11 protein-coding genes are annotated in these 11,961 nt (G+C 61.2%); 5 read left to right on the forward strand and 6 right to left on the reverse strand.

The genetic code is table 11. The features are described 5' to 3' along the window. Positions 1-86: 86 nt before the first annotated feature. The 3 genes from VFO93_RS06955 to VFO93_RS06965 all read right to left on the reverse strand — a co-directional run bounded on the left by VFO93_RS06955 (position 87) and on the right by VFO93_RS06965 (position 1,901). A complete protein-coding gene (locus VFO93_RS06955; protein WP_325133625.1) occupies positions 87-443 on the reverse strand; it encodes a hypothetical protein in 357 nt (118 codons plus the stop codon). 95 nt (positions 444-538) lie between these two features. Then, on the reverse strand, positions 539-1,264 hold the full coding sequence (locus VFO93_RS06960) for a spheroidene monooxygenase (RefSeq protein WP_325133626.1): 726 nt from the start codon (positions 1,262-1,264) through the stop codon (positions 539-541). Positions 1,265-1,385: 121 nt separating this feature from the next. Further along, the gene (locus VFO93_RS06965; RefSeq protein WP_325133627.1) at positions 1,386-1,901 is read right to left on the reverse strand and encodes a pyridoxamine 5'-phosphate oxidase family protein; all 516 of its coding nucleotides are present in this window, start codon (positions 1,899-1,901) and stop codon (positions 1,386-1,388) included. 134 nt (positions 1,902-2,035) lie between these two features. On the opposite strand from VFO93_RS06965, the gene VFO93_RS06970 reads away from it, so the two are divergent. The 4 genes from VFO93_RS06970 (at position 2,036) to pgl (ending at position 6,847) form a co-directional block, all read left to right on the forward strand. Then, positions 2,036-2,626 carry an acyl carrier protein phosphodiesterase gene (locus tag VFO93_RS06970; protein WP_325133628.1) on the forward strand — a complete coding sequence of 197 codons (591 nt, stop codon included), beginning with the start codon at positions 2,036-2,038 and terminating at the stop codon, positions 2,624-2,626. 204 nt (positions 2,627-2,830) lie between these two features. Further along, positions 2,831-4,315: an NADP-dependent phosphogluconate dehydrogenase gene (gndA, locus tag VFO93_RS06975; RefSeq protein ID WP_325133629.1), complete on the forward strand. Its 1,485-nt coding sequence runs from the start codon at positions 2,831-2,833 to the stop codon at positions 4,313-4,315. Positions 4,316-4,431: 116 nt separating this feature from the next. Continuing rightward, a complete protein-coding gene (gene zwf / locus VFO93_RS06980; RefSeq protein WP_325133630.1) occupies positions 4,432-5,955 on the forward strand; it encodes a glucose-6-phosphate dehydrogenase in 1,524 nt (507 codons plus the stop codon). Between the two features lie 166 nt (positions 5,956-6,121). Beyond that, complete coding sequence (pgl, locus tag VFO93_RS06985) at positions 6,122-6,847, forward strand: 6-phosphogluconolactonase (RefSeq protein WP_325133631.1); 726 nt, start codon at positions 6,122-6,124, stop codon at positions 6,845-6,847. 216 nt (positions 6,848-7,063) lie between these two features. Here the strand turns inward: pgl and rpiA are convergent, their stop codons facing one another. Further along, positions 7,064-7,810, reverse strand: a complete 747-nt coding sequence (gene rpiA / locus VFO93_RS06990; RefSeq protein ID WP_325133632.1) for a ribose-5-phosphate isomerase RpiA — start codon at positions 7,808-7,810, stop codon at positions 7,064-7,066. A gap of 158 nt (positions 7,811-7,968) precedes the next feature. Next, complete coding sequence (locus VFO93_RS06995; RefSeq protein WP_325133633.1) at positions 7,969-8,484, reverse strand: FKBP-type peptidyl-prolyl cis-trans isomerase; 516 nt, start codon at positions 8,482-8,484, stop codon at positions 7,969-7,971. Between the two features lie 229 nt (positions 8,485-8,713). Here VFO93_RS06995 and katG point away from each other — a divergent pair, with 229 nt between their 5' ends. Next, the gene (gene katG / locus VFO93_RS07000) at positions 8,714-11,011 is read left to right on the forward strand and encodes a catalase/peroxidase HPI (RefSeq protein ID WP_325133634.1); all 2,298 of its coding nucleotides are present in this window, start codon (positions 8,714-8,716) and stop codon (positions 11,009-11,011) included. Between the two features lie 143 nt (positions 11,012-11,154). Here katG and VFO93_RS07005 read toward each other — a convergent pair whose 3' ends face one another. Continuing rightward, positions 11,155-11,634, reverse strand: coding sequence for a ferritin-like domain-containing protein (locus VFO93_RS07005; protein ID WP_325133635.1), 480 nt, complete (start codon positions 11,632-11,634; stop codon positions 11,155-11,157). Positions 11,635-11,961 lie beyond the last annotated feature (327 nt).

Here is an 11,961-nt window from a genome sequence, read left to right on the forward strand (position 1 = left end):
AAAGTGTGCCGCTCAACAATCCTTATCTGGACGTTGAGCGGCACACTTTTTACTAGGCACCAAGCACTAACAACGAAGCAATATCCCTAATAGTCGCTGTCATAATCATCGTTCCGGCTGCGGCTGCGCGAGCTGCTACCGAAGTCATCGTCCTCGTCGTCATTATCGAGGTCATCGTCATCATCGAGCGAGCCCATGCCGCTGGCCCCGTCGGGGTCTTCGGCGGCTTCGGCGGTCGTGAATTCTTCTTCGGTCATAGCAGCTAAGTCGAGCGCCTCGTCGTGCGAGGAGCCCGTGTCGCGCCACATCAGGTAGTCGGCGTATTTGGCCGAGAGCTGGTCTTCGCCCGAGCCGCGGGTTTTAGCCCCGCCGGTGCGGGCAAAGGTGTCAAGCTTATCGTCGTCGTCGAGGTCGTCGTCGTCCAGGTTATCGTACTGTCGCATGGCTAAAAAGGGCAGCAGAGAGTGAATAGATGAGGTTTCGGGGGTTGATGCGAAGATACGGGCGGTGGTGAAATTGGGTTGGGCCGGGGCGGCCTTTACCGCGCCGGCGCGTCTGCTGCTGCATTGCGCAGCGGCGCTTTGCCGTCTACTGTGCCCCGGCTGCTTAGCACCCGAAAGCGGGCAAATAGTTCCTCGCCGTACCAGCCTTCGCGCCGCGTGAGTTGAATCACTTCGCGGTGCCGCGCATCGCGGTAGGCGTAGTGCTGCATGGCCGCCGCCGAGTACCAGACGCTGAACGTGGCCTGCCGCACCAGCGGCAGCTCGCCCAGCCCGATGGCCAGCTGCACGCCCGGCGCCTCGGCCAGCGCCCGGCTCGTGGGCTCGACATAGCCCCAAAACCGCGCCGCCCGCCGCAGCCGGATGCTGGCCCGCGTGAGCACCGCCACCGGTCCATCGGCCTCCGGCGAAGCCGCGTCTTCTGGTTGATAATCAAACGGATTTACCTTATCCCAAAGCCCGTGCGAGCGCAGCGGAGCCAGCTCGGCAGTCCAGGTTTCGCGGCTGCGCCGCTCGTAGTCGGCCCACAGCGGATGCGTTTCGAAGAAGGCCGCCGCCGCCTCGGCCGAGTCCCACACGCCCAGGAAGCCGTAGCGGTCGAGGTTGGGTAGGAAACCGAAGCCATTGGCCGCGCCGCTGCCTAGTAGCTGGAAGAAGCGTAGGCCCGCTACCTTTTTGAGTGTGCTGGGCGAGGTGCCCATTTGGGCCAGGCCCCAGCGTCGCTGGCCGGATAGCAGGGTAAAAAGGGTGATGGTCGTGAGCATGGAAACAAAGCTTGCCCCTAGGTAACAAAAAAGGCCGGAATTGCTTCCGGCCTTTTTGTAAAACGGATTGGCTCACTGTTGGCACGGGGCAGAGCCCCGCGCCGGCAGGCCTGGCAGGCACTTACGATACCTTCACCTGCGCGTGCTGGTTTACATCATCATCCTTGCTGGGCTCGCCGGTAGCCACGGCGCGCAGGTAGCCGTAGGCGCGGCTCAGCAGGCCGCTCGGCGAGTCCCAGTACTCGGCTTTGTCGATGGTTACTTTCAGAATCATGATGTTTGGGTCTTCTTTGCCCTTGGCAAACCAGGCGCGCATATCCTCGCTCCATAGCTCGGCAATTTTGGCTTCGTCGCGGTAGGCGCTGGCCGTGCCCGATACCGACACGTACACGTTGTCGCTGGGGTTAGAGTAGCTCAGGTTCACCTGGTTATCCTGTTTTACTTCGTACACCTTGGCCGAGTCCTTGTCGGTGAGGAACAGCAGCGAGCCATCGGCCTCGGGCTTGATAGTAGCCATTGGGCGGCTGTGCAGCGTGTGCTGCTCGTCGTAGGTCGTGAGCATGGCAATGCGGACATCCTTAATTTTTTCGAACAGCTTACCGAGGTCGTGGGTGACGGGCGTTTGGGTATCAGACATGGGAAGAGAAACGTTGGGAAAAACAAAAACCGCCGGGCCGCGCGGGTCCGGCCGGGGCTTGTGCTTACGGCCGAACCCGTTTCTGGTTTAGCGGTTACTACCTCAGCGCCGGCCCCACGCCCGGCGCGGCCGCTATGAATTTTCTGGCTCATCTGCTCCTGGCCGGCCCCGATGCCACCGCGCCCCCCTACGCCGGCCACCTGTTGGGCCAGTTCATCGCCGACTCGGTGCCCGGCCGCCAGCTAGAGCGCTATCCGGCTGAGGTGCAGGTGGGTATCCGAGCGCACCGCGCCATCGATACCTTCACCGACCAGCACCCCGTAGTGCGCCGCAGCACCGCCCGCCTGCGCGCGGCCGGCACCGGCAAGTACGCCGGCGTAGTGGCCGACGTGTTCTACGACCATTTCCTGGCCGCCAATTTCAGTGAGTTTTCCACCGAAAGCCTGCCCGCTTTTACCCAGCGCGTATACAGCGTGCTCGCTGGCCGGGCGGCCGAATTTCCGGCCCCGGTGCAGCGCTTCTTCCCGTACCTGGTGCAGCAAAACTGGCTGCTCGGCTACGCCGAAATCGCGGGCATCGAGCGGGCCTTGCAGGGCCTGAGCCGCCGCGCCTCGCCGGGCTCGGGTATGGAGATGGCGGGCGCGGAGCTGCGCCATAACTACGCGGCGTACGAGGCCGATTTTCGGGCATTTTTCCCGGAACTGCAGGCGTTTACTGAGCAGTAGAGACGCAATATCTTGCGTCTGGCGTCAGGGCACGTTGGCCCTGCATCAAGGACAGATTGAGTTGCTTTCTTTTTAAGTACACGCTACCCTCACGCAAGACGCAAAATATTGCGTCTCTACCTCTAAAAACCAAACGGCTGGCCGTTCTTACGTATAGCCACTTTTTACCAGACTTTACTTTCTTTCACCACCTCGATTTTCCCGATGAGCGACACTCCCACGGACTACACCTTTGGCATGATTGGCCTGGGCACAATGGGCCGCAACCTGCTGCTGAACATGGCCGACCACGGCTTCGCGGTAGCCGGCTACGACAAAAGCCAGAAGCAAATTGACCTGCTCGGCCAGGAAGGTAAAGGTAAGCCCGTCAAGGGTTTCAGCGACCCCGCCGCGTTTGTAAAAAGCATCAAAACGCCCCGCGCCATCATGATGCTGGTGCCCGCCGGGGCCATCGTTGACAGCGTAATCGCCGAAATGTCGCCGCTGCTCAGCCCCGGCGACATCCTCATCGACGGCGGCAATTCGTACTATACAGACACTGAGCGCCGCGATAAAGAACTGGAAGCAAAAGGCTTGCATTTCTTCGGCATGGGCGTGAGCGGCGGCGAGGAAGGCGCCCGCTTCGGCCCCAGCATGATGCCCGGCGGCGACGCCGACGCCTACAAGGTGATGGAGCCCGTGTTCGACGCCATCGCGGCTCAGGTGGGCGGCGAGCCCTGCGTGGCTTACATGGGCCCCGGCGCGGCCGGCCACTTCGTGAAGATGGTTCACAACGGCATCGAATACGGCCTGATGGAGCTGATTGCCGAAACCTACGGCGTGCTCAAAACCGGCCTGGGCCTGGACGATGAGGCCATCTGCGAGGTATTTACCAAGTGGAATAACGGCCGCCTCAAGTCCTTCCTGCTCGACATCACGAAGGATATTTTCTCCTTCAAAAACCCTGACAGCGACCACCTGCTGCTCAACGACATCAAGGACGAGGCCCGCGCCAAGGGCACCGGCAAGTGGACCTCGCAGGTGGCGATGGACTTGCAAGCGCCCATTCCGACCGTGGACACAGCCGTGTCGATGCGCGACCTCTCGAAATACAAACAGCTGCGCGAGCAGCTGGGGCAGCAGTACCAGCCCGTCGCCGGGCACCTGGCCGGCAATAAAGACGAGCTGCTGAACCAGTTGGAGCAGGCGTTTTACTTCAGCATGGTCATTACCTATGCCCAGGGGATGCACATGCTGAGCCGGGCCTCGGAGGAGTTCAAATACGACCTCAAGCTGGCGACTATTGCTCGCATCTGGCGCGGCGGCTGCATCATCCGCTCTGAGTTTCTAAACGACATCTACAACGCCTTTAAAGGCGATAACAAACTGGCGCACTTGCTGCTGGATGGCGCGGTGCAAAAGCTGGTGCAGGAGTCGGCCGGCGGGGCGCGGGCCGTGGCGGTGGCCGCCATCGGGGCCGGGCTGCCGGTGCCGGCCTACACCTCGGCCATCGGCTACTTCGACGCCTTCCGCACGGGCCGCCTGCCATCTAATCTCATTCAGGCTCAGCGCGATTACTTCGGCGCGCATACTTACGAGCTCATCGGTAAGGAAGGCACCTTCCACACGCAATGGACGGGCCTGCGCAGCACGCCCGAGGCCCCGGCCGGCGAGCAGGCCAACCAGAAGCCGCCCGTGCCGAAAGAGTAGGCTTTGGTGCATAGTGCTTAGTGCGTGGTGCTTAGGACAAGTTGACCTAGCCGCCTGCACTGAGCACTACTATCTAAGTACCAGGCACTAGGCACCAAGCACTAAGCACTTTTAACATGAACACTAAGATAAAATCGCAGCCGACCATCTTCGTCATCTTCGGCGGCACCGGCGACCTCAACGCCCGTAAGCTCGCTCCGGCGCTCTACAACCTGTACCTCGAAGGCTGGCTGCCCGAGCAGTTTGCCCTCATCGGCACGGGCCGCAGTAAGCTTACCGACAAGGAGTTTGAGAAGCGGATGCGCAAGGACATCGATGAGTTTTCGCGCAGCGGCAAAACCAAGGACGACAAGTGGGAGGGCTTTGGCCCCCACATCCACTACTACCCGGCCGACGTGCAAAACGCCGATACCTACCAGATTTTCGTTGACCATATCAAGGAGCTGGAAGACGAGTGGAAAGCGCCGGCCAACGTCATTTACTACCTCGCGGTAGCGCCCAATTTCTTTCCGGTCATTGCCGAAAACCTGGCCAAGGCCGGTCTCACGGCCGACGCCGACCGGGCGCGCATCGTGATTGAGAAGCCGTTTGGCCACGATTTGGAGTCGGCCAAAGAGCTGAACAAGCTCCTGAACGGCATTTTTCAGGATAAGCAGCTTTACCTCATCGACCACTACCTGGGCAAGGAGACGGTGCAGAATATCATGGCCTTCCGCTTCGCGAATGCCATTATGGAGCCGCTCTGGAACCGCAACGCCATCGAGCACGTGCAGATTTCGGTGACTGAGCAACTTGGCGTGGGTGACCGCCTGGGCTACTACGACGGCTCGGGCGCGCTGCGCGACATGATTCAGAACCACTTGCTCCAGCTGCTGTGCACCATCGCCATGGAGCCCCCCACCAACTTCACGGCCGAGGAAGTGCGCAACCGCAAGGTGGACGTGCTGCGCGCCATGCGCCGCTTCACGCCCGAAACCGTGCGCGACAACACCGTGCGCGGGCAGTACGGCCCCGGCTGGATTGAGGGCAAGCAGGTGCCCGGATACCGCGAGGAGGCTGAGCAGCAGGGCGTAAACCCGCAATCGAACACCGAAACCTTTGCCGCCATCAAGTTTTTCGTGGATAACTGGCGCTGGCAGGGCGTGCCGTTTTATCTGCGTACTGGCAAGCGACTGCACCGCTCGGCGTCGGTCATTACGATTCAGTTCAAAGACGTGCCGCACTTCATCTTTCCGGCTGAAACGGCGGAGACGCGGCGGCAAAACCGGCTGGTTATCAACATTCAGCCCGAAATGAGTATTCGCCTGCAAGTGCAAGCCAAGCGCCCCGGCGTCGACCTGGTGCTGAACACCGTGGACATGGTGTTCGACTACAAAGGCACCTACGTGGCTCAGGCTCCCGAGGCCTACGAAACCCTGCTGCTCGACGTAATGCTTGGCGACCAAACGCTCTTTATGCGCGGCGACCAGGTTGAAGAGGCTTGGGATTTGGTGATGCCCATCCTGAACTCGTGGGAAAACCGCATCAGCCAGAATTTCCCCAACTACTCGGCCGACTCGTGGGGGCCGGAAGCCGCCGAGGCACTAGTGGCCAAGGATGGCTACCACTGGTTTACCATTCCGCTCGAAACTAAGAAGTAGTAGGGTGGAGCTTGCGAAAGATGTAGAGACGCAATATTTTGCGTCTGGCGCCAGAGTTCGCTACCGGTGTAACGTACCCTGACGCCAGACGCAAAATATTGCGTCTCTACATCGCTCAACAACTTCGAAACTGCGCCCCCTAACTTACTTTTCCTCCAAGACCCTCATGGACTTACACATATCCAAAACGGCCGACGAAACGCTGCACGCCCTGGCCGACTATTTTATCGACCGGGCCGGGCAGGCCATCGCGCGGCGCGGCCGATTTGCGGTGGCGCTCTCGGGCGGCAGCTCGCCCAAAAAGCTCTACGAGCTGCTGGCCTCACCCGCCTACCGCGCACGCGTGGCCTGGGAGCAGGTGTATTTCTTTTTTGGCGACGAGCGCAACGTGCTGCATACCTCGCCCGAGAGCAACTATCTGATGGCTAAGAAGGCGCTGTTCGACCCATTGAATATCCGCCCCGCGCAAATTTTTGCGGTCGATACCGAGCAGGAGCCTTCCGAAGCCGCCGCCCAATATTGTGTGGACATTGAAGAGTTTTTTGGGGAGAAAAAAGCCAAATTTGACCTTGTGCTGTTGGGTCTGGGTGACAACGCGCACACGGCGTCGCTCTTCCCGCACACGCCGGTGTTGCAGGATAAGTCGGTGAGCGTGAAGGAAGTATGGCTGCCCGAGCAGCAGGTGTACCGTATTACCATGACGGCCCCGCTCATCAACCAGGCGCGGGCCATAGCCTTCCTGGTCTACGGGGCCGACAAAGCCGCCGCCGTGGCGCAAGTGCTGGGGCAGAAGCAGGACATCGAACAGTACCCGGCGCAGCTCATCGAGCCGACCAATGGCGAAGCGGTGCAGTGGTTTCTGGACGAGGCGGCGGCTAAGAAACTGCCCTAGCGCAGTTACCCCACCCCCCGGTTCCACCTCGCTTCATGCGCGACATCCTCCGGGAGAGGGGGAGCCGAACGTCATTTTAGCTAAAGAGAAATAGAAAAAGCTTGTAGCTGTGCTACAAGCTTTTCTGTATTAGTATTATCGAGCTACAGCAGGCTCCCCCCTCCCAGAGGATGTCGCGCATGAAGCGAGGTGGAACCGGGGGGTGGGGTAGCCGCGCTAGGGCAGCAACTCAAACGTACTAGCCGGCCGCGCCGCCTCGCCGGGCTTAATCACCATTGGCTCGCCATGCTGCACGACTATCGCCGCCTTGGCCAAACCCAGAAACAGCCCGTGCTCTACTACGCCGGGAATTTGCTCTAACTGCCGCGCCAGACGCTCGGGGTCAGCGATTTGGCCGAAGTGGCAGTCCACGATGTTGTTGCGCTGGTCGGTGAAATACTCGGCGCTGGCGTCGCCCACGGCGGGGCGCACCACGGGCGCGCCGCCTAGCTTGGCGACCGCGTCGAGCACCCAGGGTAGGGTGAAAGGTATTACCTCCAGCGGCAGCGGGAAGCGGCCCAGCGTGGGTACCAGCTTGGAGGAATCGGCCACGACCAGCAGGTAGTCGGAGGCCGTTTCGATAGTTTTTTCGCGCAGCAGCGCGCCGCCACCGCCTTTTATGAGGCGCAATTGGCCGTCGAGCTCATCGGCCCCGTCTACGGTGAGGTCGAAGCGCAGGCCGCGCCGGGGCTCCAGCAGCGGAATGCCAAACTGCCGGGCCAGCGCCTCGCTGGCTAGCGAAGTAGCGGTACCCTGCACTTTGAGGCCGTTTTGCACGGCCGCGCCGAGCTGCGTGATGAACTGCGCCGATGTGCTGCCGCTGCCCAGGCCCAGCACCATGCCATCGCGCACCCAGCGCAGGGCGGCGGCGGCGGCGAGTTGTTTTTCCTGGTCTTGCAGGCTGGGGGCGGGGGTGGTGGACATGGGGCGAATGGAATGAGGTAGGGAAACAGGCCGATGCGGCTTGCGCCCGCAAAACTAGTACGCCGCGCCCGGCATCAGTCGGGGCGGGCGCAACCCATTAAAAAACAAGAGCCACCCGATTGCTCAGGTGGCTCTTGTCAAAAAACTACGTAGCTAGCCTAGTGGTGGTGGCCGCCTTCGCCGTGGGCATGGCCGTGCTCAAGCTCCTCGGCGGTGGCGGGGCGCACGGCCTCCACTTTGCCATCGAAGTGCATGACCATGCCGGCCAGCGGGTGGTTGAAGTCCATGGTCACCATCTCGTCGCCGACTTCTACCACCTTGGCTTGCATGTGGTTGCCTTCATTATCGGCCATGGGCAGGTAGTTGCCCACTTCGAGCATCTGGTCATCGATTTTGCCATCGATTTCAAAAACCTGCTTCGGAATTTGCACCACGGCCTGCTGGTCATAGTCGCCGTAGGCCTGCTCGGGCGTGAGCGAGAAGCTGAACGAGTCGCCCTCATTTTTGCCATCTAGCTGGCGCTCAAACTCTTCGGGCAGGCCGCTGTGGCCGAACAGAAACACCATCGGCTCGTCCGATTCGGCTTGTTCGACGAGTACTTTTTCCTGGTTTTCGTCGGTTACGGAAAGGTCGTAGGTGAGCGTTACGACGGAATTTTGGGCAACGGTAGCCATGAGAGGGGGTGGGGGGTTGGTGTCGGGCAAAGGTAGGAACAGCCCGCGCGCAACCTAATGGCCGGCCCGCCAAACATTACCGTTGGGCTAAACGTAAGCTGGGCGGCAGACGTCAAAAAAGTAAGTCTGCAAGGCGGAGAATAGCTTGGTGGCAGCGATTAGTTTCGGCTCTCTATCAGTTTATAGCTCCTTCCTATTGCAATCGCCCTCTCCTCTTCATAATCCAAATATGCTGCACCTCAGCCACGACAAAACCAATACCCAGTCCTACCACATGCAAGGCAAGTGCCCCTTCGGCGGCGACCGCATCGGCGGGGTCGATGGCACGCCGCCCGCGCTGTCCGACTGGTACCCCAACCGCCTGAAGGTGGAGCAGCTGCACCAGAACGGCCCGCAGGCCAACCCGCTGGGCGAAGATTTCAACTACGCCGAGGCATTCAACAAAATCGACCTGGAGGCGCTGAAACAGGAAATCAAAGGCTTCCTGACCTCGTCGGTCGACTGGTGGCCCTCCGACTACGGCAACTACGGCCCGCAGATGATACGCATGACCTGGCACTCGGCCGGCACCTACCGCATCGCCGACGGCCGCGGCGGCGCGGGCGAAGCCTTGCAACGCTTTGCACCCATCAACAGCTGGTGGGACAACGGCAACACCGACAAGTCGCGCCGCCTCATCTGGCCCATCAAGCAGAAGTACGGCAGCGCCCTCTCGTGGGCCGACCTCATCGTGCTCACCGGCAACTGCGCCCTCGAAATCATGGGCTTCCCGACCTACGGCTTCGCCGGCGGCCGGCACGATGCCTGGGAGGCCGACAACTCCACTTATTGGGGCCCCGAGGTAATCCATGACCTGCGCACCGCCGAGGCGCCCGACAAGATGGTAGACCGCGACAAGCGCTGGCGCGGGCAGAACGGCGACGCCGACTACGACCTCGAAAACCCGCTGGCCGCCTCGCACCAAGCGCTCATCTATGTCAACCCCGAAGGCCCCTACGCCAGCGGCGACCCGCTGGGCTCGGCGCACGACATCCGCGTGACCTTCACACGGATGGCCATGAACGACGAAGAAACGGTGGCCCTCATCGCGGGCGGCCACGCCTTCGGCAAAAGCCACGGCATGGTGCCCTCGAAGGAAATCGGGATGCCCCCCGAAATCGCGCCGATGGAGCTCATGGGCCTGGGCTGGCACAATCCTAAGGGAAGCGGCAACGCCGAAAACACGATGACCAACGGCATCGAAGGCAGCTGGACGCCCAACCCCACGCAGTGGGACAACGACTACCTCACCAACCTATTCAAGTTTGAGTGGAAGCAGGAGCACAGCCCGGCCGGTGCCCTGCAATGGACGCCCGTGGACGAGAACGCGCCTAAAACGCCCGACGCCCACATCCCCGGCCAGATGAACCGGCTGATGATGATGACCACCGACATCGCCCTGAAGCTCGACCCCGAGTACCGCAAGGTGTGCGAGAAATTCCTGGGTGATTTCGACGCCTTCACGCAGGCATTTTCCAAAGCCTGGTACAAGCTGACCCACCGCGACATGGGCCCGCGTGAGCGATACCTTGGCCCTGAAAAGCGCAACGAAGACGACCTGCTCTGGCAAGACCCCATTCCGCTGGCTGACTACGCCAGCATCGACGCCGCCGACGTGAAGGCGCTGAAAGAAGAAATTATGGGCTTGGGCATCTCGGTTTCTGACCTCGTGTTCACGGCCTTCTCGGCGGCCGTGACGCACCGCCACAGCGACAAGCGCGGCGGGGCCAACGGCGGCCGCCTCGCGCTGGCCCCGCAAAAAGACTGGGCCGTGAACCGCCGCACGGTGCCCGTGGTAGAGGCGCTGCGCAAGGTGCAGGAGAAATTCAACAACTCGGCCGCCGGCGGCAAAAAGGTATCGCTGGCCGACCTCATCGTGCTGGGCGGCTGCGCCGCCCTGGAGAAAGCCGCCGCCGATGCTGGCGTGCCCACCGAAGTGCCCTTCACCCCCGGCCGCCGCGACACCACGCAGGAACTGACCGACATCGAGATGTTTACCTGGCTCAAGCCCGTGGCCGATGGCTTCCGCAACTACCTCGGCAAAGGCTTCAGCGAGATTTCGCGGGGCGTTTCGTCCGAGGAGATGTTCCTCGATAAAGCGCACCTGCTGGCCCTCACCGCGCCCGAGTGGGTAGCCCTCACCGGCGGCCTGCGCGCCATGAATGCCAACCACGACAGCTCGCCCTACGGCATTTTCACCGACCGCGTGGGCGTGCTCACCAACGACTTCTTCACCGTGCTCACCAGCACCGACTACGAGTGGCAGAAGGCCGACGCCACCGGCCTCACCTTCTCGCTGGAGCCCCGCGTGGCCGGCAAAAAGAGCTACGTAGCCACCCGCGCCGACCTCGTATTTGGCTCGAACAGCCACCTGCGCGCCGTGGCCGAGGTGTACGCCGGCAGCGACGGCCACGCCCGCTTCGTGAAGGCTTTCGTGAAAGCCTGGGACAAGGTGATGATGCTCGACCGCTACGACGTAAAATGCTGATTGTTGGCTTTCATCAGTAGCGCGGCGTAGGATTGGAAGCTCCCGCAAAGCAGGGTTAGCCACTCTCCTCCATCTATAAAAACAGCCCCCGGTTCTGGTAGAAATTACCAGAGCCGGGGGCTGCTTCTTTGAGCGGCAAGTGCTTAGCCGGCCGCCAGCAGGCGCTTGGCGAGGGCCGTGTGCTGCTCGTCGGCCTGCTTGGCTTCTTCTACCGAGCGGTGCAGGTTTTCAGCGGTTTGGGTGAGGCCGGCGGCCTCGGCATACGAGGCCACCGTGCCAAATGAGGCAATCCAGTAGTGCAGCGCCATCTGGCCGCTGGCGATGATGCCCAGGTCGCGCACCTCGTCGGTGTCGGCTTGGCTGCGGATTTCCTTGCTCACCTCGTAGTGCGCTTCCACGATTTCGTTGTCTTGCTCCTCGACGCCGCCGGCCTCTTCAATGGCCTGTTCTAGGCGTTGCTCCCACTGCTTGGAGGTTTCGTTGCCGCGCTGGAGCAGGGTTTTGAGCTCCGGGTTGGTAGCATCGTCCAGGATTTCGGCGGTGGCCTTGGCGGCTACTTTGCTGCCCGCTTGCTGGGCCGATAGGCCGTCTTTGATGAGCTGCTTGAGGTCTTCTGTGTTCATGGGGAAAAGGAAAATGGAAAGAAAGGGTAGCCTTCCTACCCGTTCGGCGCGGGGTTGGTTGCCGGGCGCGGCGCACGAAAAGGCGGCTTGCCAGTTGCGTTCTCCTATCTTCTTTGTCAGCTAGCTAGCGAACAGTCTTATAACAAGCCGCCTGCCAGCGGGCCATGCGCAGCTTACTAAGTGGTCAGATTATCAAAAAGATAATTTGAAATCGAACCTGTTTAGTCCGTCATACTGAGCGCAGCGCAGCGGAGTCGAAGCATCTCTGCCGCTTCGTTGCTAGGCGTTATAAGTTAGTTCACCGATAGAGATGCTTCGACTCCGCTG

This window comes from Hymenobacter sp. (assembly GCF_035709525.1).
GTDB lineage: Bacteria > Bacteroidota > Bacteroidia > Cytophagales > Hymenobacteraceae > Hymenobacter.

Excerpts from the sequence above, each read along its gene's own strand:
- VFO93_RS06955 (WP_325133625.1), bottom strand. The coding sequence starts at position 443 with ATGCGACAGTACGATAACCTGGACGACGACGACCTCGACGACGACGAT.
- VFO93_RS06960 (WP_325133626.1), bottom strand. The coding sequence starts at position 1,264 with ATGCTCACGACCATCACCCTTTTTACCCTGCTATCCGGCCAGCGACGC.
- VFO93_RS06965 (WP_325133627.1), bottom strand. The coding sequence starts at position 1,901 with ATGTCTGATACCCAAACGCCCGTCACCCACGACCTCGGTAAGCTGTTC.
- VFO93_RS06970 (WP_325133628.1), top strand. The coding sequence starts at position 2,036 with ATGAATTTTCTGGCTCATCTGCTCCTGGCCGGCCCCGATGCCACCGCG.
- gndA (WP_325133629.1), top strand. The coding sequence starts at position 2,831 with ATGAGCGACACTCCCACGGACTACACCTTTGGCATGATTGGCCTGGGC.
- zwf (WP_325133630.1), top strand. The coding sequence starts at position 4,432 with ATGAACACTAAGATAAAATCGCAGCCGACCATCTTCGTCATCTTCGGC.
- pgl (WP_325133631.1), top strand. The coding sequence starts at position 6,122 with ATGGACTTACACATATCCAAAACGGCCGACGAAACGCTGCACGCCCTG.
- rpiA (WP_325133632.1), bottom strand. The coding sequence starts at position 7,810 with ATGTCCACCACCCCCGCCCCCAGCCTGCAAGACCAGGAAAAACAACTC.
- VFO93_RS06995 (WP_325133633.1), bottom strand. The coding sequence starts at position 8,484 with ATGGCTACCGTTGCCCAAAATTCCGTCGTAACGCTCACCTACGACCTT.
- katG (WP_325133634.1), top strand. The coding sequence starts at position 8,714 with ATGCTGCACCTCAGCCACGACAAAACCAATACCCAGTCCTACCACATG.
- VFO93_RS07005 (WP_325133635.1), bottom strand. The coding sequence starts at position 11,634 with ATGAACACAGAAGACCTCAAGCAGCTCATCAAAGACGGCCTATCGGCC.